This is a genomic window from Pseudomonas sp. RGB (assembly GCF_007713445.1).
In the GTDB taxonomy this organism is placed as follows: domain Bacteria; phylum Pseudomonadota; class Gammaproteobacteria; order Pseudomonadales; family Pseudomonadaceae; genus Aquipseudomonas.
The window spans coordinates 453259-476857 of record NZ_VMSH01000002.1 but is presented as its reverse complement, the minus strand read 5'-3'; the positions used below and the strand labels follow the sequence as shown (position 1 = coordinate 476857).

Annotated in this window: 20 protein-coding genes, 1 tRNA gene and 3 pseudogenes; 16 read left to right on the top strand and 8 right to left on the bottom strand. The window is 54.7% G+C overall.

The genetic code is table 11. The features are described 5' to 3' along the window. Positions 1 to 50: 50 nt before the first annotated feature. The 8 genes from FPT15_RS05885 to FPT15_RS05850 all read left to right on the top strand — a co-directional run bounded on the left by FPT15_RS05885 (position 51) and on the right by FPT15_RS05850 (position 6176). Positions 51 to 545, top strand: coding sequence for a translation initiation factor 2 (locus tag FPT15_RS05885; RefSeq protein ID WP_145159231.1), 495 nt, complete (start codon positions 51 to 53; stop codon positions 543 to 545). A gap of 160 nt (positions 546 to 705) precedes the next feature. After that, positions 706 to 960, top strand: a complete 255-nt coding sequence (locus tag FPT15_RS05880) for a YkgJ family cysteine cluster protein (RefSeq protein ID WP_083357231.1) — start codon at positions 706 to 708, stop codon at positions 958 to 960. A 67-nt stretch (positions 961 to 1027) separates the two neighbouring features. Continuing rightward, a complete protein-coding gene (locus tag FPT15_RS05875) occupies positions 1028 to 1633 on the top strand; it encodes an START domain-containing protein (protein ID WP_064453725.1) in 606 nt (201 codons plus the stop codon). Between the two features lie 103 nt (positions 1634 to 1736). Beyond that, positions 1737 to 1973, top strand: coding sequence for a hypothetical protein (locus FPT15_RS05870; RefSeq protein ID WP_106576196.1), 237 nt, complete (start codon positions 1737 to 1739; stop codon positions 1971 to 1973). Between the two features lie 213 nt (positions 1974 to 2186). After that, entirely contained in the window at positions 2187 to 2528 is a 342-nt protein-coding gene (locus FPT15_RS05865) for a ribonuclease E inhibitor RraB (protein ID WP_003193463.1), read from the top strand. 483 nt (positions 2529 to 3011) lie between these two features. Continuing rightward, positions 3012 to 4421: a circularly permuted type 2 ATP-grasp protein gene (locus FPT15_RS05860; RefSeq protein WP_145159230.1), complete on the top strand. Its 1410-nt coding sequence runs from the start codon at positions 3012 to 3014 to the stop codon at positions 4419 to 4421. Between the two features lie 4 nt (positions 4422 to 4425). Continuing rightward, complete coding sequence (locus FPT15_RS05855) at positions 4426 to 5376, top strand: alpha-E domain-containing protein (RefSeq protein ID WP_106576198.1); 951 nt, start codon at positions 4426 to 4428, stop codon at positions 5374 to 5376. Beyond that, positions 5373 to 6176, top strand: coding sequence for a transglutaminase family protein (locus tag FPT15_RS05850; RefSeq protein ID WP_145159228.1), 804 nt, complete (start codon positions 5373 to 5375; stop codon positions 6174 to 6176). Before FPT15_RS05855 ends, FPT15_RS05850 begins: the two co-directional genes overlap by 4 nt. Before the next feature lie 244 nt (positions 6177 to 6420). Here FPT15_RS05850 and FPT15_RS05840 read toward each other — a convergent pair whose 3' ends face one another. Further along, the gene (locus FPT15_RS05840) at positions 6421 to 7227 is read right to left on the bottom strand and encodes a cytochrome c (RefSeq protein ID WP_145159226.1); all 807 of its coding nucleotides are present in this window, start codon (positions 7225 to 7227) and stop codon (positions 6421 to 6423) included. Between the two features lie 647 nt (positions 7228 to 7874). Between FPT15_RS05840 and FPT15_RS05830 the strand changes: the two genes are divergently transcribed. The 3 genes from FPT15_RS05830 to FPT15_RS05815 all read left to right on the top strand — a co-directional run bounded on the left by FPT15_RS05830 (position 7875) and on the right by FPT15_RS05815 (position 12188). After that, the gene (locus tag FPT15_RS05830) at positions 7875 to 9080 is read left to right on the top strand and encodes an acetyl-CoA C-acetyltransferase (RefSeq protein WP_145159222.1); all 1206 of its coding nucleotides are present in this window, start codon (positions 7875 to 7877) and stop codon (positions 9078 to 9080) included. A gap of 16 nt (positions 9081 to 9096) precedes the next feature. After that, the gene (locus FPT15_RS05825; protein ID WP_145159220.1) at positions 9097 to 11244 is read left to right on the top strand and encodes a 3-hydroxyacyl-CoA dehydrogenase NAD-binding domain-containing protein; all 2148 of its coding nucleotides are present in this window, start codon (positions 9097 to 9099) and stop codon (positions 11242 to 11244) included. A gap of 215 nt (positions 11245 to 11459) precedes the next feature. Beyond that, positions 11460 to 12188 carry an amidotransferase gene (locus FPT15_RS05815; RefSeq protein ID WP_145159216.1) on the top strand — a complete coding sequence of 243 codons (729 nt, stop codon included), beginning with the start codon at positions 11460 to 11462 and terminating at the stop codon, positions 12186 to 12188. A gap of 37 nt (positions 12189 to 12225) precedes the next feature. On the opposite strand, the gene FPT15_RS05810 is transcribed toward FPT15_RS05815, so the two are convergent. The 3 genes from FPT15_RS05810 to FPT15_RS05800 all read right to left on the bottom strand — a co-directional run bounded on the left by FPT15_RS05810 (position 12226) and on the right by FPT15_RS05800 (position 14980). Beyond that, on the bottom strand, positions 12226 to 13197 hold the full coding sequence (locus tag FPT15_RS05810; protein ID WP_058420797.1) for a magnesium and cobalt transport protein CorA: 972 nt from the start codon (positions 13195 to 13197) through the stop codon (positions 12226 to 12228). A gap of 136 nt (positions 13198 to 13333) precedes the next feature. Then, positions 13334 to 14074 carry a 1-acylglycerol-3-phosphate O-acyltransferase gene (locus FPT15_RS05805; protein ID WP_145159214.1) on the bottom strand — a complete coding sequence of 247 codons (741 nt, stop codon included), beginning with the start codon at positions 14072 to 14074 and terminating at the stop codon, positions 13334 to 13336. 213 nt (positions 14075 to 14287) lie between these two features. Further along, a complete protein-coding gene (locus tag FPT15_RS05800) occupies positions 14288 to 14980 on the bottom strand; it encodes a crotonase/enoyl-CoA hydratase family protein (protein WP_145159212.1) in 693 nt (230 codons plus the stop codon). 336 nt (positions 14981 to 15316) lie between these two features. On the opposite strand from FPT15_RS05800, the gene FPT15_RS05795 reads away from it, so the two are divergent. The 3 genes from FPT15_RS05795 to FPT15_RS05785 all read left to right on the top strand — a co-directional run bounded on the left by FPT15_RS05795 (position 15317) and on the right by FPT15_RS05785 (position 17644). Then, a tRNA-Ser gene (locus tag FPT15_RS05795) sits at positions 15317 to 15406 on the top strand. Between the two features lie 332 nt (positions 15407 to 15738). Beyond that, positions 15739 to 16551 carry a hypothetical protein gene (locus tag FPT15_RS05790; RefSeq protein WP_145159210.1) on the top strand — a complete coding sequence of 271 codons (813 nt, stop codon included), beginning with the start codon at positions 15739 to 15741 and terminating at the stop codon, positions 16549 to 16551. A 292-nt stretch (positions 16552 to 16843) separates the two neighbouring features. Further along, entirely contained in the window at positions 16844 to 17644 is an 801-nt protein-coding gene (locus FPT15_RS05785) for a DUF2971 domain-containing protein (RefSeq protein WP_145159208.1), read from the top strand. Positions 17645 to 17737: 93 nt separating this feature from the next. Here FPT15_RS05785 and FPT15_RS29955 read toward each other — a convergent pair. Beyond that, positions 17738 to 18291, bottom strand: a pseudogene (locus FPT15_RS29955) (tyrosine-type recombinase/integrase); the annotation flags it as partial. Here FPT15_RS29955 and FPT15_RS05775 point away from each other — a divergent pair. After that, a pseudogene (locus FPT15_RS05775) lies at positions 18289 to 18963 on the top strand (hypothetical protein); the annotation flags it as partial. The pseudogenes FPT15_RS29955 and FPT15_RS05775 sit on opposite strands and share 3 nt — an antisense overlap. A 130-nt stretch (positions 18964 to 19093) precedes the next feature. Here the strand turns inward: FPT15_RS05775 and FPT15_RS05770 are convergent. The 3 genes and pseudogenes from FPT15_RS05770 to FPT15_RS05760 form a co-directional block, all read right to left on the bottom strand. Further along, positions 19094 to 20131: a DUF4435 domain-containing protein gene (locus FPT15_RS05770; RefSeq protein ID WP_145159206.1), complete on the bottom strand. Its 1038-nt coding sequence runs from the start codon at positions 20129 to 20131 to the stop codon at positions 19094 to 19096. 1 nt (position 20132) lies between these two features. After that, the gene (locus FPT15_RS05765) at positions 20133 to 21287 is read right to left on the bottom strand and encodes an AAA family ATPase (RefSeq protein WP_178119655.1); all 1155 of its coding nucleotides are present in this window, start codon (positions 21285 to 21287) and stop codon (positions 20133 to 20135) included. A 668-nt stretch (positions 21288 to 21955) separates the two neighbouring features. Continuing rightward, positions 21956 to 22172 (bottom strand): annotated as a pseudogene (locus tag FPT15_RS05760) (hypothetical protein). Between the two features lie 873 nt (positions 22173 to 23045). Here FPT15_RS05760 and FPT15_RS05755 point away from each other — a divergent pair. Next, positions 23046 to 23237: a hypothetical protein gene (locus FPT15_RS05755; RefSeq protein ID WP_145159202.1), complete on the top strand. Its 192-nt coding sequence runs from the start codon at positions 23046 to 23048 to the stop codon at positions 23235 to 23237. Positions 23238 to 23599: the final 362 nt, after the last annotated feature.

Here is a 23599-nt window from a genome sequence, read left to right as displayed (position 1 = left end):
GCGCACAACAAGCGAGCATATGGCCCTCTGCCGTTAATGCTGTTGGCGATATGACATCTATTTTTCGCGCTGCTGTAGTGGTTGGCCTGTTAAGCCTGTGTAACGTCGGCACCGTGCTGGCGGCAACGCCTGTGGTGTCTGAAAGCAAGCCCGCCGCCAGTACCGAGCAGGCCACCCCCGCGAAAAAACCGGCGCCCGCCAAAAAGGCTCCGGCAGCCAAGAAGAAAGCCGCCACGGTGAAAAAGCGCGCCCCCGTCGCGAGCAAATCCAAGTCAGCCCATGAAGTGGCGCAGACCAAACTGCCACCGGCACAGTTGGACCTGACACTGCCTACGGACATGGTCAGGCACTTGCAGCCCATTGGCACCATGCCCAAGCCCAAGAGCGTGCCCTTGCTGCCGCCGATGTTTGGCGAGAAACCTTCCGACAACAGCGCGTTCCAGATCAACGGCCGCTTGCTCAGCAACGAGATGAAGCTGCAGTTGCGTAACGATGAACGTCGCGATATCGAAGGCGCGGCGCTGGATTTCGAGTTCAAGCAATAAATTTCGCGCAAAGGTGACGCCGCTCATCGACCATCTGTCGCAGACTGGTCAGTCACTTTTTTTTTGTGCGAAAAACCCCTGTTAGACCATTTTAAAACGGCTGTTTAAGGGCGTACTCTAGCCCGGCCATCCACATTGAGTCGTCGAGGACCTGTTGGTCATGAAATGCCGTGAAGGCTGTGGCGCATGCTGCATTGCCCCCTCCATCAGTTCGCCATTGCCGGGAATGCCACACGGCAAACCTGCGGGCGAACGCTGCCTGCACCTGTCGGTCGAACAGCTATGCCTGCTGTTTGGCCAACCGGAACGCCCAGCGGTGTGCAGTGATTTCAAGGCAGATCTGGATGTCTGTGGCAACGACCAGGCCGATGCGATCCGGTTGATCGGCTGGTGGGAGCAGATGACGGCGGCTTGATGGGCTTTACTATCGGAATTTACTTTCAGAACTTACTTTCAGAACTTCGACAATAAGGAATACAACAATGGGTTCGCTGAAACGAATGGCTGTGTTGTGCGGTTTTACGGTGTTGTTTGCTGCCACTGCGCAGGCTGAGGATTGGCAGGTCGCCAAGGACGAAGACGGTATCAAGGTCTCCCTGAGCGAAATTGCCGGCTCCAAATACAAGGCCTACCGCGGTGTGGCGCTGATCAAGGCGCCTGTCGCCAAGATCCAGGCCCTGCAGGAAGACGTGGCCGGTGCCTGCTCCTGGATCCACGAATGCAAATCGCAAAAACTGCTCAAGACCGAAGGCGACAAGAGCTGGACCTACACCCAGTTCAAGGCACCGTTCCCGGTGACCGACCGCGATTCGATCCTCGAAATCACCACTTCCAAGGCTGCCGACGGCACCGTGACCCGCAAATTGCTGGAAGTGCCGACCTATCAGCCAGAAGTGAAAGGCTACGTGCGCGTTGCCCAGGTAGACGGCTACTGGAAGCTGGTACCCAAAGGCGACAACCAGACCGAAGTGACCTACCAGGTGCACACCGAGCCAGGCGGCAGCGTGCCATCGTGGCTGGCCAACAAGTTTGTAGTGGACGCGCCGTTCAACACCTTGAAAGCCTTGAAAGAACACGCTGAAAAATAAGTGTAATTAATCAAGTGCCTCCTGACTTGAGTGGAACGTTTGCAGAGCCCTCAAGGTCCAGATAGTTGTAAGCCCACACATGGGTTTTATCGAGGAGGCACCGATGCAAAAGTGGCAGATTACCTTCGTTGATGATCACGGCGTTCAGTCCGTCGAGCAGTTCAGCTGCGACCAGAAGCCCAGCCTCGAAGATGCGGCACACATGATTCGTAACAAGCTGGTGCCAGTGGCCGCCGAACTTGACCTGAATGACTTGGAAGGGCGCAAACCCGAGCCTACGGTCAAGATTCTTAAAGACCAGAACAGCATTCAAATCCTCGACATTTCGCCCGCCGCCTGAACATTGCCTGTATGCCCTTCAAGCACCTCTGGTGGAGGTGATAGCTTCGCGCTACTCTGCAACCGAGATCAGCGAATGAATCGCTAAGGTCTGGTCTTGTCAGCTACATGCTTGTTTTCCCGCGGTGTCGTTAATGCCGTAGCACCCGCGCCAGCAGGGCGCGGTCTTCGGGAAGCACGGAAAGTCTATCCATCAGTTTGAGGAGGACGTTTCATGAGCACAGCCTATCAAGAAGACATCAGCACCAACGTACTGCGCCGCATGAAAGAAGGCGGTTTCGACTTCTCACGGTTCCACCCCATCGAGTTCTACGCCATTTTCCCGGATGAGGAACGGGCGCGCAGGGCTGCGGGTCGATTTCGTGGGGAATCCCTGAATGCCCAGGTCAGCGCGCGCGACGATGGCGCCTGGTACCTGGAACTGAGCAAAATCATGTTCGCAACCTACGACGGCATAGGAGACTTCGAGCAAGACTTTGAAGCGGTGGTCGAGCCTTTGGGCGGAATCATTGAGGGATGGGGCGTCAAGCAGGAGGTGCGTGGGTTACCCATGTAGCGGCATTCGATGAGCAACACAGCGTATCGGCTGACCTTTGGGTCGGCCGATTTTGTTTGTGCACTCCCCACAACTGCACCCTTAACATCGCCACCCACTACGAGCCCGGCCTGCTGCCGATAGCGTCTTTAACGTCGCGATCGCCGGCAAGCCGGGCTCTTGGCTTTCTACGGCGCAAAAAAAACCACCCAAAGAGGGTGGCCTAAAGGGAAGAGCGGTTCGCTGACATCTCAGGAAACATCCTGGTCAGCCGATGTGAGGATTATCCGCAAGCGCAACCGGGCAGTGAAATCAACTCTGACTATGCTGTTGATAGTCAAAGCCCGCATTGCGATGAAGCGTGGTACAGGACAGCGGGCATTCTGCGCACCAGGACGGTGCGCGCAAAACCTGCAGGTTATTTAACTCACTGATTTTTAAGTGTTTATGCCGCTGGCACGGGCCTTGCGACGGTTCTCGCGCCCGGGTGACAAGGAGTACGGCATGATCCGCACTTATTACGATGAAATGTACGACGGGGCAGGGCAGGTCCGCCCCCATTACCGCGAGTTCGCCCGCTGGTTAGCTGAAACTCCCGCCGAACTGCTGGCCCAGCGCCGGCGTGAAGCCGATTTGCTGTTTCATCGCGCCGGGATCACCTTCACCCTGTACGGGGACGAGCAGGGCACCGAGCGCCTGATTCCTTTCGACACCATTCCGCGCAGCATTCCGGCGAGTGAGTGGCAAATTGTCGAGCGCGGCTGCATTCAGCGGGTCAAGGCGCTGAACCTGTTTCTCGCCGACCTCTATCACGAGCAACGCATCATCAAGGCCGGGATCATCCCCGCCGAACAGGTGTTGGCCAACGAGCAATACCAGTTGGCCATGCAGGGCCTGGACCTGCACCGCGATCTGTATTCCCACATCTCCGGTGTCGATCTCGTACGCGATGGCGACGGCACCTACTACGTGTTGGAAGACAACCTGCGCACGCCGAGCGGCGTGAGTTACATGCTCGAAGACCGCAAGATGATGATGCGCCTGTTCCCCGAGTTGTTCGCCGCCCAGCGCATCGCGCCCATCGACCATTACCCCAACCTGTTGCTCGACACCCTGAAAAGCTCAAGCCCTCTGGATAACCCCAGCGTGGTGGTGCTGACCCCGGGGCGCTTTAACAGCGCGTTCTTCGAGCACGCCTTCCTTGCGCGGGAAATGGGCGTGGAACTGGTGGAAGGCGCCGACTTGTTCGTGCGCGATGACCGCGTATTCATGCGCACCACTGACGGCCCCAAGGCCGTGGATGTGATCTACCGTCGCCTCGATGACGCATTTCTTGACCCACTGGCCTTCAACCCCGACTCCATGCTCGGCGTGCCCGGCCTGCTCGCAGCCTATCGCTCGGGCAATGTGGTGTTGGCCAATGCGATTGGCACCGGGGTGGCCGATGACAAGTCGGTGTATCCCTTCGTCACCGAGATGATCCGTTTTTACCTGGATGAAGAGCCGATTCTGAAGAACGTGCCTACGTTTCAATGCCGTAAGCCCGACGAATTGTCCCACGTGCTGGCCAACCTTCCGGACCTGGTCGTCAAGGAAACCCAAGGTTCCGGCGGCTACGGCATGCTGGTGGGCCCGGCGTCGACAAAAGCGGAAATCGAAGCCTTCCGCGCGCGCATCAAGGCCAAGCCCCACGCCTATATCGCGCAGCCGACGCTGTGTTTATCCACGTGTCCGACCTTCGTCGAAAACGGCATTGCGCCGCGCCATATCGACCTGCGGCCGTTCGTGTTGTCCGGCAAGGAAACCCGCGTGGTGCCCGGCGGTTTGACCCGCGTGGCCCTGCGCGAGGGCTCGCTGGTGGTCAACTCGTCCCAGGGCGGCGGCACCAAAGACACCTGGGTGGTCGAGGACTGATGCCATGTTGAGTAGAACTGCCTCGGATTTGTACTGGATGTCGCGCTACCTGGAACGCGCGGAAAACCTCGCACGCATGCTTGATGTCAGCTATTCGCTGTCGCTGATGCCCCAGGATGGGCGCGGTGATGGCCTGCACGAATTGGCCATGCCGCTGCTGATCACCGGCACCCTGGAGGATTACCACGAGCGCCACGGCGAACTGCATGCCGAGCGCCTGCTGCACTTCTTTGCGTTGGACGCGGCCAACCCGGCGAGCATCTACAGTTGCCTCGGCGCCGCGCGCGCCAGCGCCCATGCGGTGCGTGGGCGAATCACCGCCGACATGTGGGAAAACATCAACGCCACCTGGCTGGATATCCGGGATATCGCCCAGCAAGGGCTGAGCCGCTACGGCATGAGTCGGTTCTGTGAGTGGGTCAAGGAGCGGTCGCACCTGTTCCGTGGCGCCACCTACGGCACCATCATGCGTAACGACGCGTTTCGTTTTATTCGCCTGGGCACCTTCATCGAGCGTGCCGACAACACCCTGCGCCTGTTGGATGCGCGCTACGAAATGGCTGGCGACCAAGCCGCTGCGGTCAGCGACGGCACGGCTCATGCCTACTATCAGTGGAGTGCCCTGCTGCGCGCGTTGTCGTCGTTTGAGGCCTACACCGAGATCTACCGTGACGCACCCGGCGCCCGGCAAGTGGCCGAACTGCTGTTGTTGCGCGCTGATGTCCCACGTTCGCTGCGTGCTTGCAGCGAAGAGATTGACCAGATCCTTGCCAGCCTGCCCGGCCTCAACGGGCGCCCGGCCCAGCGCCTGGCCGCCGAGATGGACGCGCGCCTGCGCTTTACTGCCATCGACGAAATTCTCGAGGAAGGCCTGCATGCCTGGCTGACCGACTTTATCCCCTTGGTCCGCCAGTTGGGCGACGCCATCTACAGTTCCTACCTGGAGGCGGCATGAGACTTTCCATCAGCCACGAAACCACCTATCACTACGAAGACCAGGTGCGCGCCAGCATCCAGTACCTGCGCCTCACGCCCCACGACAGCGAACGCCAGCACGTGCTCAGTTGGCAGCTCGACCTGCCGCGCCCGGTGCGCGCGCAGGTCGACCCGTTTGGCAACATCCTGCATGTGCTGACCCTTGATGAGCCCCACGACGCCATCATCATCGGCGCCCGTGGCCAAGTGGACATCGATGAATTGCGCGAAGCTGAGCATGAAAGCCAGTCGGCGTTTCCGTTCCTGCGCAGCACGCGACTGACCGAGCCGGACGACGCGTTGCGCGGTTTTGCCGACCAGCATTGCCGTCAACGCCGCGACCGCTCTGCGTTGATCGACCTGATGCATGCGCTCAACCAGTCGATGGTCTACACGCCCGGCGCCACTGAAGTCGACACCTGCGCCGCCACGGCATTCGCGGGGCGCGCAGGCGTGTGCCAGGACCACACCCATGCATTCCTGGCCTGCGCGCGCAGCCTGGGCATTCCAGCGCGATATGTGTCGGGGTATTTGTACACCGAAGACAGCACGCACCTGGCCAGCCACGCCTGGGCCGAAGCCTGGCTGGATGACGCGTGGTACAGCTTTGATGTGACCAACCAATTGGCGCGGCCCGAGCGGCATTTAAAGTTGGCGGTAGGCCTGGATTACCTGGATGCCTGCCCGGTACGCGGCATGCGCCGAGGCGGCGGGCATGAGCAAATGCACGCCAAAGTGTTCGTGGCGCCGACGCCGGTGATTTCGGTGCAGCAGCAATAATCTCCGGAGTCGGGTAGCTCAAATGCAGGCGCGGACCTGTCGTGGCGGACGGGCTTGCTGTGGCGAGCGGGCTTGCCCCGCGTTGGGCTGCGAAGCGGCCCCAAAACTACACTTTGAGAAGTACCTGACACACCGCATTCTGCTTTATTAGGGCTGCTGCGCAGCCCAACGCGGGGCAAGCCCGCTCGCCACAACAAGCCCGCTCGCCACAGCAGTCCCGTTGAGCAAGGGAGCTTGGTAAGGCTTACGGCTGCTGCTTACGCCCCGCCATATGCTTTAAATACCCCACCAGCAAATCCAGCTCGCCGTCCGGTAACACACTGGCTGCGAACGCTGGCATCTTCGCCTGGGGCCAGTGCCGCAGGCTCTGCGGGTCGCGGATATAACGCTTGAGGAAATCCCCGCTGAAATATTCCGTAGGGTTGTAGGGAATATTCAGGTCCGGCCCCACCTGCGCATCGCCGGCGCCGTTGAGGCGGTGACAGGCCAGGCAGTTTTTCTGGAACAGCGCAAAGCCCTGGTTGATCGGGTCATTCGCGGCGAGTTTCGGGTCAGGCAACAGGGCTGGAAAGCGCTCGGCCACCGTCTTCAATTGCTTGATCCCGGACATCTGGAAGGGCCATTGCTCAGGGCTGATGTTCCCGGCTTGCGGGTCGGTCCACACCAGATAGAACGGCCCGGCACTTGGCTTGCCTTCGGCCAGCGCGGGCCACGGATGAGCTGGGTCTTCCACCGCCAGCCAGGCACGGGCACCGTGTTTTTGCAGCAAAGGCGCCGCCGTCAGCTCGGCGGCGAAGCCGTCGAGGGCGACGGCTTGCAGATGATTTTCCGGCGAGAGGCCCGGCAACAGAGCCGCCAGCGGCACCGCGCGATAAGTCATGTCGCGCTTGTAGGAAACGTCATCGACGATATGCACCGTCTGCGCCTGCGGGTGCTTGAGCAGGTCTTCGGTCTGCCAGGTTTTGCTGGCGTGGTCCAAGTCGATGGTCAGCTGGGCGGCCGCAGCGGGAAGGGCCAACAGCGCGGCGAGAAAGGCGAGGATCAGTTTCAAGAGTGAGCCCGGTTTGAAGTGGCGATGGCGCCCACGATACCGGAAATCGGCACGCAAAAAGACAGCCCCTGCAACAGGACCGCTATGCGCAATGTCCCGGCAGGTGCTGCCAAAAGCTGCAGTCCTGATGCAATGTGTGCACGGAATGTGAGGATCGAGTCGTCACCCAATAACCTTGGTTAAATTGGGCAAGATCAGAATCAGTGTGGTGGCGAACAGAATAAGTCCCGCCTGACGTACTTTCGAATGTTTGAACATGGCTGACTGCCTTTTGTTGTTATTCCTGAGCGTCAAATGCGTGCCGGTCAATTTCAGTATCGCAACGTGACGTGTCGCTTTTCTTACAGCTGCTCCAGCAAAACCCGGCAGCAACTTCTTACTGATTGAACCTTAGAGCCCTCGTTCTGCGTCGCTTAGATCCATTTAATATCAGCTAATCAGCATTTCTACTTAAAAAGGCATGAGGCATATCGCCATCTTGGCGCCAATGCCTTGGCTAGACCGCTAAAACGATTAACCCGCGCTTTCCCATAGCACCCTACCGTTCGTCCGAGCGTGAGGGTCAAAAGCAATGAGCGCATCCGTCATTGAAACCGTGTCAATCGGGCCTAAGGTAGGGGCACACACGCACTGCGTTCGAGGATGTCATGACCCAAGCTTTGATCTTTGATGCGATACGCACGCCCCGGGGCAAAGGCAAGGCCGACGGCGCCCTGCACAGCGTCAAACCGGTAAACCTGGTGGCGGATCTGCTCACCGCGCTGGCGCAGCGCAGCGACCTCGACACACGCCAGGTGGATGACATCGTGCTCGGTTGCGTCACCCCGGTGGGCGACCAGGGCGCCGACATCGCCAAAACCGCCGCACTGGTGGCGGACTGGGACATCAGTGTCGCCGGCGTACAAATCAACCGTTTCTGTGCCTCGGGCCTCGAAGCGGTGAACCTGGGCGCGATGAAAGTGCGTTCCGGCTTTGAGGACCTGGTGGTGGTCGGCGGCGTCGAATCCATGTCGCGCGTGCCCATGGGCAGTGATGGCGGCGCCTGGGTGCTCGACCCGCAGACCAACATGCACAGTCACTTCACGCCCCAAGGCATCGGCGCGGACTTGATCGCGACCCTGGAAGGCTTCACCCGCCATGACGTCGACGCCTTCGCCCTACATTCCCAGCAGAAAGCGGCCAGGGCGCGTGCGGACGGTTCTTTCAACAAGTCGCTGATCGCGGTGCAGGACCAAAACGGCATCGTGCTGCTGGACCACGACGAGTTCATTCGTGGCGACTCCAGCCTTGAAGGCCTCGGCAAGCTCAAGCCAAGCTTCGAGATGATGGGCCAGATGGGCTTCGATGCCACCGCCCTGCGCGTCTACAGCCATGTGGAACGCATCCATCACGTGCACACGCCAGGCAACAGTTCCGGTATCGTCGACGGCGCCGCGCTGATGTTGATCGGCTCCGAGGCCAAAGGCCGCGAACTGGGCTTGCAACCGCGGGCGCGCATCGTCGCCACGGCGGTCACCAGCACCGACCCGACCATCATGCTCACCGGCCCGGCACCGGCCACGCGCAAAGCCCTGGCCAAGGCCGGTTTGCGCGTGGAAGACATCGACCTGTTTGAAGTCAACGAAGCGTTTGCCTCGGTCGTCCTCAAGTTCATCAAAGACATGGGCATCGACGCTGCACGGGTCAACGTCAACGGCGGCTCCATTGCCATGGGGCACCCGCTCGGCGCCACGGGCTGCGCGATCCTCGGCACCCTGCTCGACGAACTGGAAGTGCGCCAGCAGCGCTACGGCCTGGCCACCCTGTGTGTCGGCGGTGGCATGGGCATCGCCACCATCATCGAACGCCTCTGAGTCCAAGGAACCTGTCATGACCGACGCCATTCGTTACGAAAAAGGCCAGGACCAGATCGTGGTGCTGACCCTCGATATGCCCGGCCAGAGCGCCAACACCATGAACGGCGTGTACCGCGAGGCCATGGCGGCCGCGGTCGCACGCCTGGAGGCAGAAAAGGACGGCATCGCCGGTGTGGTGATCACCTCGGCGAAGAAAACCTTTTTTGCCGGCGGTGACCTCAATGAATTGATCAAAGTCGATAAGGCTCACGCCAAGGAATTTTACGACGGCGTGTTGGTGTTGAAGGCCCAACTGCGCCGTCTGGAAACCCTTGGCAGGCCAGTGGTGGCCGCTATCAACGGTGCGGCGTTGGGCGGCGGTTGGGAGATTTGCCTGGCGTGCCATTACCGCGTCGCGCTGGATGACAACTCGACACAGCTCGGCTTGCCTGAAGTCACCTTGGGCTTGTTGCCGGGCGGCGGCGGGGTAGTGCGCATGGTGCGCATGCTCGGGTTGGAAAAGGCCCTGCCGTATTTGCTGGAAGGCAAGAAGGTGCGGCCGCAGCAGGCGCTGCAAGCCGGGTTGATCAATGCGCTGGCGATGGATCGCGATGAGCTGCTGGCCAAATCCCGCGCCTGGATTCTGGCCAATCCCGAGGCCAGACAACCGTGGGACAACAAGGCTTATCAGATCCCTGGCGGCACGCCGTCGAACCCGAAGGTGGCGCAAATGCTGGCGATTGCGCCGTCGATTTTGCGCAGCAAAACCCATGGCTGCTTCCCGGCCCCGGAGAAAATCCTCTGCGCCGCCGTGGAGGGCGCCCAAGTCGATTTCGACACTGCGCACCTGATCGAAACGCGCTACTTCACCGAACTCGTCACCGGCCAAGTGGCGAAAAACATGATCGGCACCTTTTGGTTCCAGCTCAATGACATCAACGCCGGCAGCTCACGGCCACAAGGTTTTGCGCCGTACGTCACGCGCAAAGTCGGCGTACTGGGCGCGGGGATGATGGGCGCGGGCATCGCCTATGTCAGCGCCAGTGCGGGCATCGACGTGGTGCTCAAGGACGTCAGCCTGGCTGCGGCCGAAAAGGGCACGGCGCATTCGGCCGCGCTGCTGGACAAGAAGATCAGTCGTGGGCAACTGACGGCCGAACAGCGCGATACCATCCTGGCGCGGATCCATCCTACGCAAGACGACGCCGACCTGGCCGGCTGCGACCTGATCATCGAAGCGGTGTTCGAAGACCGTGAGCTCAAGGCCAGGGTCTCGGCCGCCGCGCAACGTGTGGTCGGCAGCGACGCCGTCATCGCCTCCAACACCTCGACCTTGCCCATCAGCGGCCTGGCCAACGCCGTGCCCGATCAAGGCAAGTTCATTGGTCTGCATTTTTTCAGTCCGGTCGACAAGATGCCGCTGGTGGAAATCATCAAGGGCGCCCATACCCGCGACGAAACCCTGGCCCGAGGTTTTGATTTCGTCCTGCAAATCAAGAAAACTCCGATCGTGGTCAACGACAGTCGTGGTTTTTTCACCTCGCGGGTGTTCGGCACCTTCACCAACGAAGGCATTGCCATGCTCGGCGAAGGCGTGGCCGCGCCGATGATCGAAACCGAAGCGCGCAAGGCCGGCATGCCGGTGGGGCCGTTGGCGGTGTCGGATGAGGTGTCGCTGAGCTTGATGAGCCACATCCGGCAGCAAACCGCGAAAGATCTACAGGCTGAAGGCAAGGCGCCGCCGACGCATCCCGCGACCTTGGTGATCGACCTGTTGGTGAATGAGTACAAACGCACGGGCAAGGCGGCGGGCGGTGGTTTTTACGACTACCCCCAAGGGGCGCAGAAACACCTGTGGCCGGAGCTGAAAGCGCGCTTTGAACAGCCCGATAACCAAATTTCGCCGCAGGATGTGCGCGACCGTTTGCTGTTCATCCAGGCCATCGAAACCGTGCGTTGTGTGGAGGAGGGCGTGTTGAGGTCGACGGCTGACGCCAACGTCGGCTCAATCTTCGGCATAGGCTTTGCCGCGTGGAGCGGCGGTGCGCTGCAGTTTATCAACCAGTACGGCCTGAACGACTTTATCGCCCGGGCGCGCTACCTGGCCGAGCAGTACGGGGAGCGCTTCTCGCCCCCGGCTCTGCTGCTGGAAAAAGCAGCACAAGGAGAAATATTCACCTGACCTAAACACCTTAGCCTGAGCGATATAGCACCCATGTGGGAGCGGGCTTGCCCGCGATAGCGGTGTGTCAGCCAATGCATATGTCGGCTGATATGACGCCATCGCACGCAAGCCCGCCCCCACACTGAGGCACTTGGCGAGACTTGCTTTGCAGGGGTGTTTCAAGGCAGGCTCTGGGGTGTGCATTATTCCCACCACCGTGTCAGGTATTTTTTATGTCGCTACGCGTCTGTATCCTGGAAACCGATATCCTGCGTCCAGGCTTGATCGATCAATACCAAGGGTACGGGCAGATGTTCAAGCGCCTGTTCTCCAAGCAGCCGATTGCTGCTGAGTTTGTTGTGTACAACGTGGTTCAGGGCGAATACCCGCCGGATGACGAGGCGTTTGACGCCTACCTGATCACCGGCAGCAAAGCCGATTCCTTTGGCACCGACCCGTGGATTCAGACCCTCAAAACCTACCTGCTTGAACGCTATGAGCGCGGCGACAAGTTGCTGGGCGTGTGCTTCGGTCACCAGTTGCTCGCGCTGCTGTTGGGCGGCAAGACCGAGCGCGCCAGCAAGGGCTGGGGCATGGGCATCCACGACTACAAACTCAACGCCAAGGCGCCGTGGATGAGCCCGGTGGTGGAAGAGCTGACCTTGTTGATCAGCCATCAGGACCAGGTCACCCGCCTGCCGGAAAACGCTACCGTGATTGCCTCCAGCGATTTCTGCCCGTACGCCGCTTACCACATTGAAGACCAGGTGTTGTGCTTCCAGGGCCACCCGGAATTCATCCACGACTATTCCCGCGAGCTGCTGGAAATTCTTCAGACAACGTTGGGCGAGAAGATCTACACCAATGGCGTGGCCAGTCTGGCGCGTGACCACCACGGCGCAACCGTGGCGGAATGGATGATGCGTTTTGTGGCGCACAAGCCAGAAGCCGACGTGGCCTGAATCACGCTTGAGGCGGGGCCGGCTGGCTGGCGTTGATTTACAACCAGCCCGACCGCTTGAAGCTGGCCCACAAACTCGTGCAGCCCACCGCAATAAACCCGAGCACCGCAAAGTAGCCGTAATGCCATTGCAGCTCGGGCATGTTCTGGAAGTTCATCCCATAAATCCCCGCCACCGCGGTGGGGAACGCCAGGATCGCCGCCCACGCGGCGAACTTGCGCTGCACCACGCTCTGACGCGAGGCTTCGAGCAACACACCAATCTCAATCGTCTGGCTGGCGATATCGCGCAAGGTGGTGAGGTCTTCCATCTGCCGCGTCACGTGGATCTGCACGTCGCGAAAATACGGGCGCATGTTCTTGTCGATAAACGGGAAGCTCAGTTTTTGCAGTTCCTGACTGATCTCTACCATCGGCGCCACATAGCGTTTAAGCCGCAGCACGTCGCGGCGCAGGCCGTGGAGGTTCTGGATATCACGCTCGCTCAGCGAGCTGCACAGCACATTGCGCTCCAGCTCATCAATTTCGGCGTGGATCGCTTCGCTCACCGGCTGGTAATTCTCGGTGACGAAATCCAGCAGCGCATAGAGTACGAAATCTTCCCCGTGCTCCAGCAACAACGGCCGCGCCTCACAGCGCTGGCGCACAAAGCCGTAGGACGCCGAGTGGCCGTTGCGGGCAGTGATGATGTAACCGTTGCCGGCAAAAATATGGGTTTCGATAAACTCCAGCTTGCCGTTCTCGCGCACCGGTGAGTAGGTGACGATAAACAGCGCATCACCGAAGGTTTCAAGCTTGGGGCGGCTGTGTTTTTCGAGGGCGTCTTCGATGGCCAGTTCGTGCAGGTTGAACTGGCGTTGCAGGTTGGCCAGCTCCTGGGCGCTGGGCTCTTCAAGGCCGATCCACACAAAGTGATCGGGCTTGGCGGCCCAGGCAGCGCCTTCATCGAGGGTGATATCAGTGACTTTCTTTCCGGCGCTGTAAACGGCCGCCGCAACAACTCTACCCATGGTGCTGATCGCTTCTTATTGGGAGGACAGATGTTGGGCAGCTTAGCTTGAATGGCGTTCCCTTGTTGCTCATGCAGGCACGCTTTTTGTGGCGAGCACGCTTGTTTGTATGGGGGTGCAAAGCGCCCGCAAAAAATCACAAAGGCGCAGGTGCCCAAGCGGTCTGCAGTTCACGGTCCATCTGTGCAATACACTCATCCATCTGCTTCTGACACGCCTGCATCAACGCCGGGATGTCATCCGAAGTCAGTCCTACGGTAGGAATCGGCGGCAGCGAGCGTATGAGCACATCACCGCTGTCCCAGCGATTAAGCTGCATGTGCGTGACGTAATTGCTGACACACACCTGCACGATGGGCACACCCGCCGCAATCGCCATATGAAACGCGCCTTTCTTGAACGGCAGCAGCCCCTTGCCCAAGTTGCGTGTGCCTTCCGGGAACACCCAGATCGATGTGTCTTCATGCTGCAAAGTGCGCGTCGTGGTGAGCATCGCGCGCCGCGCCTTGTGCGCGTTGCCCCGGTCGATCAGCACATTGCCCGCCAACCAGAACAACTGGCCGAACAGCGGCACCCATTTCAGGCTTTTTTTGGCAATGCACACCGTGCGATGCGGCACCACAGTGCCCAGCACAAACAGGTCGTAGTTGGACTGGTGGTTGGCGATGATCACGCACGTGCCGGGCTTATTACGCAGCGAGTCGACGTCCGCCTTCACGTTCAGTCGCAACATCCACATCGCAGGCAACCCATACAGGCGAGCGCACAAGCGGCTGTTATCCGGGTTGAACGGCCGACAGATGCCCAGCAGCACGCCCAGCACTCCGGCGACCATAAAGTGCAGGCCCATCAACAACATACGTAACAGAAAAAGCATCGACACAGCCCATCGGGACAAAAGGTGGCGCAGTGTACGGATGTGCACTGTATTCGGCAATTGCCCCTACAGATGTGGGAGATAGGCGATGTTTAAGCACATGTTTCAATGTGTGCCGGCAGCGCCCAGCTAGAGCGGTTTAAGACGTATCCCCATTTTTTGTAAGAAAAAGCCCGACTCAAGGTCGGGCTTTGGCACAACATGGGTAAGGCATCAGATCAGGTTATGGCCCTGATCCTGGATGATTGCGTCATCCAAGGCTTCCAGCAGTGCCTTACGCACCTTCAACTTGGTGTGCTTATGAGCGTTCATGTTGATCTTCTTCAACTGGCGCGCCGCTTCCAGGGCCGCCGCGTGCAACTCTTCTGGCGCAACCACTTTATCCAGGAAGCCGGCTGCCAAGGCACCTTGCGGGTCAAACATTTCGGCATTGATGACCGAACGGTGAAACGCCGACTTGCGCAGACGATCCCGCGCCAACTCGATACCGGCGTGATGCATGGTCATGCCGATCGCCACTTCATTCAGGCCAATGCTGAACGGGCCTTCCACACCAATGCGGTAATCGGCCGACAACAGCAGGAATGCACCTTTGGCCACCGCGTGCCCAGGGCACGCCACAATCACCGGAAACGGGTGCGACAGCAGGCGACGCGCCAACGTCGAGCCCGACGTCACCAGGCTGATGGCCTCTTTAGGCCCGGCTGTCATCACCTTCAAATCATAACCACCCGACAGAATCCCCGGCGTGCCGGTGATGATCACCACCGCGCGATCCTTCTCGGCCTGATCCAGTGCAGCATTAAACTCACTGACGACGGCCGGAGAAATGGCATTCACCTTGCCGTTGCTCAAGGTCAGGGTCGCGATACCGTCTTCGAGGTGGTAGGCAATCAACTCACTCATGACGCGGTTCCTTGTAGGATTTGTTATAGATAGGCTGTTTATAGAAGCGCATGCGCAGACGTTACCCACCACACCCGCCCCGGTAAAGCGCCGTGACTGACTACACAGTCAGACTTTTCCTGCATCCCCAAGGGTAGACGGCCCGGAGCAGGGCGCAGCAGCCCTACCAAACGCGTACCGCCGATGCCCGAGAATGGCAGATTCACCGTCCCTCGCTGGGTGGGTAACGGCATAACCGTCTAAGCGCATGAAAATTCTGAAAAAAACCTTTGCCATCAGAAAGGCTTTCGACTACATTAGCGCGCCTCGACAGACTGAACTGGTTTGACGAGATACGGTGAAGTGTCCGAGTGGCTTAAGGAGCACGCCTGGAAAGTGTGTATACAAGAAATTGTATCGAGAGTTCGAATCTCTCCTTCACCGCCACATTAAGTAAACACAAACCCCTGATTTTCCTAGAGAAAGTCGGGGGTTTTTGGTTTCTGGTGTCTGAAAAAAGGCTATATGGGACAGATCTGGGACAGATGATTGTTTTTCTCGTCTGCGAATGGAGCCTTGCCGCGTCGGCCTGTCAGCCTACAATCGACATGCAGAAGTCGATATTTGCTGGCGGCAAATTAATCAACATCAGGCCTCCGCCTCCGCTAGCGATGGGGATCTAGACGCGATTCAGTTTCCCATTCAGGGTGACCTGCGGGATTTCTAGAGTCAGCTCATGGATCCTTTAACGCGTGACCGCTCCTGAAAGGTAAATAGAGATGAGTCAGTTGAATAAAATGGAACAAGAGGTCGTTTACCTTTCAGCTGTGAATGAACTACTGCGTTCAATGCTCAACTATGAATTGATTACCCAAGGCGGTGAGGGAAAGCGTCAAAGCATCCAGTTCAAAACAATGACGCATCAGCAATTTTTCTTTATTGTACTTGTGGATTTTTTGTCCATGACAGACAAGAAAGCGCTAGTTCCGTCGACTCCCTATTTACGTGCATTAAAGTCTATCGCTGAAGCACCAAGCTTTGAAGAAAATTTCTCTGTATTCGATCTAAAAAAGGCCGTAGACGACTTCACAGAATGGCTTAGTTTGGAAATTGCTGTGGATCTATGGTTGCCTTCGATAATTTTGGAAGCAGAGATACGAGTTCCCAGATACCTTGTTCTCAAAATTGTTGGGAATTTATCCAAACACAATTCTTTGCGCTCCGTTGGTGTGGCTGAGGAGCTGCAGGGCATTCTAAATAAGGCGGGGTATACGGTCGAGTTATACCAAGCAATGCTCGCCCAAGAAGAGATGTACGAAATTTTTCATGATGACATTTGTGCGTACCAGGCCAGCACCATTGCTGAGCATTTGAACAGGCTGTCGTGGGGAATTCAAAATTATTTAATGCCTGAATACTCTCGTAGTTTTACTCCGGATATTAATGGGTCTTCTCTCTATAGATTTCAGCATCCAACGGCACTTGAGCATCAATATGCCAGAAGTTGCTACTGGAATCTAATGAATCAGGTTCGATCAGCTCCGTATGTAGCACCATTCACTGTGACAGAACACCTGAAAGGACGATATTGAATAGCTCTTGGTTTTGTGAATATCTCCGAGCAACTCACCTTCGCAGGAGCCCGCTTGTTGGGACCGATGGAGATCTGCCAATATGGAGCGTTCGATCATAGGATGCTTTCTGCCAGGTTTGGTAGATTCTGTTTTTCTGACAAAAACACTACGTCCTGTGTGTCTGGTAAAGTCACAATCAACATCAAGCCAAAGCTAATTTCGTTAGTAGCAGATGTACAAGGCGATATGGATCAAATTTTTCAGCATGAGCTGCTGATAACTTTATTGAATAATCATTGGGGGTGGAGAAATGTCAGCGACTCTAGTGGGGGATCTGTCCTGCGAGGAAAATATTTGGCGCTACATGACACTCGATAGGTTTATCAATATATTAGATGATAGTGCGCTATACATGTCTAGCTTGGGCGCATATAGCAAAAGTGATCCTTATGAGGGATATCCCCCGCCTGTTGTTCTTAACTTGGTCAAAGAGAAGTGCCCCCCCACGATGTATTTTTCTCATGAGGCTAGTGGGTCGCAAGACTTAAATAACTTCAAGGTATTTGCTCAAAGGCTTTTTCATTCTAGGGTAGTATCTTGTTGGTATCAAGGAGATGACGAGTCTGAGGCAATGTGGAAACTTTATGGTGATGCCGGGAAAGCTATTGCAATTCGCACTACGGTAGGAGGACTTGCGAAAGCGCTGGGAAAAGAGTTTAACGGTAAAATCGCAAGGGTGAGTTACGTTAATTATACGCGCTTGACGCAGGCGGACTCCGAAGCAGTGATGAACGCACAAAAACAAAACGCTCTTCTTGATCCTATCTTCAAGAGGAGTTCCTATGCTCACGAGAGAGAGGTGAGAGCGTATATGCAAATTGAAGGGGCTCAGATAAATGATCTTGAGACATACAGGTCGCACATGGCTCCTATTGATTGCGCCTTTATTATTGATGAAATTGTGGTATCACCATTTTGCAGCGCCTCATATGTCAAGGCGGTTAAAGCCGTTGCGCGAAAATTCGGATTTGAAGATGTAGTTAGACAGTCATCATTGCTTTCCGATCTAGAGCCTCTTTATTCGAGAATCGAGCAATCTATCAAGCGTTGACCAATTTGTATTTCCGAATTTTCCCCGTTTCGTAGGCCCGTTTACGGCAGCTGTTGGCAGAAAGCTTCCTTTCAGAGAAAAACAACCTTGCGCCTAAAGCCTCAATGCCAGCTGCAGCATCCCCATGACATCTGGGCCGTCTTCATTGATCCAGGTCCCGTAATGCTGACGGATCATGTTCCCGTTGGTATGTCCCATCTGTTCGGCTATCCAGTCGATCGACGCAACGCCGGTGGTTAGTAACTGACTGGCGTATGTATGCCTGCACTGGCCAGGCCCACGATAGCGGACCCCGGCCGCGAGCAAGTGAGCCTTGAAGAACCTGTGGCGGACCACAAAATCGTTGGCGTGAGGCAGGCCGCTTTTCGTATTAAGGAAGACAAAATGCAGTTTGTGTTTTCGCACCGTCTTGTTGTCCCGCTCAACAATATCAACCGTCTCCGCTTTCCGGTTCCTCAGTGCATCGATCTTCTGCAGCGCATCCCAGGCGGGGGGAGGGGGCGAACCTTGCGGGTAGATCGTCTGGTTTTCGTCACCCGGTAAGCTCCACGTACCTTGGACCTGCGGAATGTCACGGTGCCTTGCTCCAGGTCGACATCTTCCCAAGCTAGGGCGATGGTCTCGGATACCCGAGGGCCGGCCCATACGGCTTGCCACACAAGCCCTATATCCAAACCATTCTGCCCCACGGCCTAAGCATGCCCAGCGTTCCGAAGGGTGACCAGGTGTGGCAGCACAGCGAAGCCTGTCAGCAGCGTGTCGACGCGGACGGCAACTGGCTGCGCCAGACGGACGGCAAGATTCTGGACAAGGCGATCGAGCGGGAAGTGGAGGCGATGGGCAACACTGAGCATTACCAGAGCCACACCAGGACCGTGGACGACCATTCAACCGAGTCGGTAGGGGGCATCAAGACGCTTGAAGCCCTGGGCGCGCTCAAGCTGCTTTCGGGAGGATCTGCAAGCCTGGCGGCAGTGGATGATCTGCACCAGGCGACTGGGCGGGATCTGAACCTGGTGGTGGGGCAGAAGCACAACGCCACGGTGAGTGGCGATATGGAGGAAAGGATTTTGGGGCTGCGTGAGAGTGTGGCAGCGATCAGTTAACGGTTAGTTGCTCCAAAATGCCATATTGGCTCCGAGAGTGTGAACATCTTTCAGGTGGTGTGTGATTTGCTCGAACTGGTGCAAAAGATGAACACCCAGTTGGCCGCTCATACTCACGGGGCAACGCCAGTACCAGGAAATGCATCGGTGTTTTTAAGCAATTCAGACGAAGCTACTCAACTAGGAATAAAGCTAAAATATATTACTCTCTAATTCCGATGATCGAAAACTGCCGCCGCAACCAGCAGCAGTCTTCAATAAACAGCAGATCTTAAAGTTGTAAGGCTTTTTATGTGCCTGGTTTGGAGTTAGTCGGCTTCCATAATTGTGAGCGGAACAAGTTTCATTTATAAGTATGTTTTATATGTTCTAGTGTTTTTTCGAAAAAAGTCAGGCCGTTAAATATAGGCTCTCTTGCTTTCAAACAGATGCCAAAAGGTTGCATACTTCCCACGTATTCTTTAATATTTTGTGAAGAGTTTCTCGTCACTAAAGAAACAATTTCCGAAATTGCTTTTTTCTTGTACGACTCGATGGTCTTACAAGATAATTCGTTTATTAGTGAGTATAGGTCATGTCCGCGGACAAAGTAATGAATATTTTCTGGAGAGATACCTGCTTTTATTAAGTTGTTTGAATACTTTTCAAAGCTGTCATCTATTTTTTCTGTGCTAATTACGTCGGAAAGCTTTTCATTAAGTAAGTTTAAGTCAGTACGAAATTTGTCCCAGAAAACGCAACCTTCAAATTCCACCTTTTCTGATGTTGGTTTGCACTTCAAATGTTCAAAGGTGGCAATGAATTCATCTTTGTACTGGCTAATTGCGGAGGTTGAAGGCCTGCTTTGAGATTGTAAATATAAAAACTTGGAGTAACACTCATAAATGGCGCTGGAAAGCTTTGAAAGTACGATGCTCGTGGATTGTGCAAGTTGAGTCGCCGGAATTCCAACTAAGTGACTAATAATTTTATCCACTAATATAGAGTTCAAGTATATGTTTTCTTTGGAGTGTACTTGGGTCCAGTAAATATTATCCCTTTCAGTATATTCGCACACATATTCTTCAGCAAAGCTAGAGATAAACTTGAAGTCGCTATCCAGACATAGAATCTGGTGTTTGCCCAAAATCAAATCACCGCTATCTACAAGACCAAGAAGTCGACTGCACCCATTAGCATTTTTATCGTCATTGGCTGGGAAAATAGATGCGGGTTTGAAGCTGAACTGATATTTGGTGATTTCAGAGAAAGCAGGCATCCACAACTTAGTATCGTCGGGGGATTCAACCCACACAACAACCTCTGGAAGGTCCGTATCTTCCATAAAGAATTTTTGGTTCTCAACATAATCTGCATCAAAGGCAAAGCCTAAGTTTTCCATGTTAAGCCTTACTAAACGAGCTGATGTTTAAGATTCTTTCATCATCAATTGTCCCGACCATCGCCGGTGAGTGAGTGGAAATGATGAATTGCGCCTCAGGAGCCAAGCGACACAAACTTGTCAAAAGCTGCTTTTGCCATTTTAGATGCAAGGAGAGGTCAGGCTCATCTAACAAAAATATAGTGCTTTTACCACGGCTGAGAAATGCAGCCAGAAGCAAACTTAAGAGGGTTTTTTCACCCTTGGATAAGTTAAACCATTTTACTTCATCTTTATTGACCTCGATGGGATCTAATCTGACACTCAGAAACCCTTCGTTATCCAAAAAGACTTCTCTTCCTGTCATGCGAAAAAAAACATTCGCTTCTTTCAGGAAATGCTCGTGGCGATTTATATAAAGATTGGATTCGTAAACATCAAGCTTGCGACGCAGTTCATCGGGCATATTGCTGGCAGCAAAAACTCCCTTAATACTGTTTATTAACGCTGTAAGGTTTTCATTGACTATAGAGCTTTGATCAAGCGCAGCGAATCGGCGCATCAATCTATATAAAGTTTTATCTAGAGTGTTTTTTTTAGAAAATATATCCAGGTCATCTAAATTTTCAATTTCATCAGAAATTAGACTGAAGTTAAAAAGTTCATCGCAATAGAGAATAGATTGCACTTCTCCATCTTGATCGCTCAAGTGGCTATCTTCCCTGCCTCTCTTTTTTGGAGATTGCGCTAGAGCCATAAAGTTTGTGGATCTTGAATCTCTGCGCTCACCTTCTTTACTAATAAGAATATTTCTGTTTTTTACAATATTTGTGACGGCAGAAAAAATTCTCTGATAGAAATCTTTCAGCGATTCTGTTGTATTATTGTTTTTGCCAGCTAGGGAAGTGCCGTAAGTACTTTCCAGAACCCGACCTATCTTTGCGTGATTAACGATAAGCCCGCTATCAAAATGGATCTGACTGGCCCAGTTCGTTCTTGGAAATAAAAACTCTCTTTTCCCATATATGGACAAAGTGCTATGGATGACTGCTAGTGTGGTAGATTTTCCAATACCATTATATCCAGTAAGTATGGTTACTGGTGTCGGAAAATCAATTACCGCAGTTTTACCTTCCGTGTATACATTATGTATTGCAACCTTAGAAATCGTTCTCATATCACCTTCGACGCAAAGTCTGACTAGTTGTGCAAATATTTTGCGTAGCATTATTCTGCGCACGTATAACATAAAATCTAAAAAAAGACCAGATTTTTGATCTGGGTCTATACTCACGAGGTTAGGAGATAGTTGGATGAGAAGATATCATGCATCAGCTTTAAGTAGAGTGCATTTCAAAGTCACCGAAGTCTTGCAATAATAATGTCACTAAATTTCTAATTAAATAATTTTGTATGTTAAAAAAATTTTGATTTGATAGTTAGAAAAGCTCACGCAGGCGAAAATTCTCTTTAGAAAAGTACTTATCCCCCTCCCGCCGACGGGGTTTGCGTCGGTTTTTTGTGCAAAGGTTAGGCTGGTGCAATCAGCGGCGCAGCCCAGGCCCGCTGGGGGGCCGTAGGGCGAATGTCCATTTCACAAAGTGCAAAGTTTTGCGAAGGAGTGCAGCCAGGTTTCAAAACGGATAGCAGAGACGCTGGCGGGCGAGGGATGGGGATTCCCAAGGTTTATTGATCAAAAAGTAGGAACGCAGCTGTTTTTCGAATCGAGAGACATCATTTTGCCGACGATACTCTCTATCGTGGATCTGATGTCAAATCTGTCCCAGGCCAGGGAAAATAAGGTCTCCACTGTAATAGGGGCGTTTCACTCGATGGCTTTCTTTGCTAAGCCGCGCCAGACCCTTTGAGGCGGGCCAAACCTTGCTTGATGTGGCCGGCATTCTCGCCGATCGTTTCCAGCGCACTTCTGACGTTATTGCCCACTTCTGCTGAGCCATATTCCTCGAGGCGGAGGGTGATTTCCATTACTGCGGCCTCAAGGGCCAACTGATTTTTCATACATCCTCTCAAGCACATCTGAGAGCGAATATTCATGGGGCATGTGAGACTCCTTGTCATGAATTAACAGACTAGATCCCAGCACCAGGTCTTGTCTATTGCCGGCTATTTTGGAACCAGGCTGGGAAAAAGGTGATTTTGGTTAGATGAGGTACGAATGCTGCCGTAGCCCCCGTATTCCGTAGGTTTGGCGTATTACCTTGAGGGGTAATATTTGGTAATGGCAAAGGTAATATTCACCCAAGACCCCGATTTTACTGGGGTTAGGGAGTGACGGGTATTACTAGGTGAAAAGGTAATGACCTAACCTATAAATTACCAAATTATTACCTTTCTGAATGTCTATCAAGCTATTGAATTTAAAGGGTTTTATTGAATTTATTGAGGCGTATTACCAATATTACCTTTTTCCCACGCCTCAACATAAATCCGGTGTTACGCCACCTTTTGCTTCCATTCGACCCTGACGCACTAACTTGGTGCAAAACCCATGGGACTACCATGGGACTGGAAATGACGAATTTTTGGGGAGCCAGCACCTCTGCAGCCCCCGTAAACCGGGCACTTGCATTATGAAAGTTACTTTGCGGGTAGTTTCGAATCTCTCCTTCACCGCCACATTAAGTAAACACAAACCCCTGATTTTCCTAGAGAAAGTCGGGGATTTGTGGTTTCTGGCGTCCGCAAAATAGCCCATGGGACGGGTGTGCTAGGTGGGTACATAAGTACAGCCAATAACTGAATTGGCAGGGTCGATCCATCTGCCGCTGACGACTTTGTCTATGTGTGACGGATCCCACCCAAGCGGCTATTCAGCTATCACAAATCAGCGGCGTTCAGTCCTCAGTGCCCTTGCCCCCGGTGCGTCGTAAACCTACAACTACACTTTGTGCATCGAGCACTCTCAGGACAGCGCATGGATATCACAATTCATCGCAAGAAAGGCCTGTTTGATAGCGCTTATGGTCAAGCTATTGCGCTGGCAATCTTGTTTGACGGTAAGGTCGTAGGGCGCCTGGAAACGGGTGAAACATTATCTCTGGTCCTTCCGGACACTTGCGGGACGTTGCAAGTCGGTCTGCTTGACCCCGCAATTCGCCTTATGTAGGAAGCTTGTCTGGTGCGCTCATATCGATCAGCAATGCTCAGAGCCTTACCCCGGGGCAAGCCGTTCAGGCTTTTTCGGTACGGACCCGCAAATGGGTGTTTTTTGATGTGCTGGGTTTGGCGGGCATAGCACCCTTTAAACGCTGGGCGCTGGCGCTTGAGATAGATCGAAGTTAGGAAGCTTCTGACAAACCGCAATTGACGGCATTAGACCTTGGCCATGCGCCGCCCTTCGATTTGTAAACGGCAGGCCGTTATCAGCAAGGCGATAAAAGAACTTTGTAGTGGCTGAACGCTGAATTCGAATAACGCCACTTATTTAATACAGGCCCTCACACGCTCGCTCGGTGAGAGAGCTTGTTT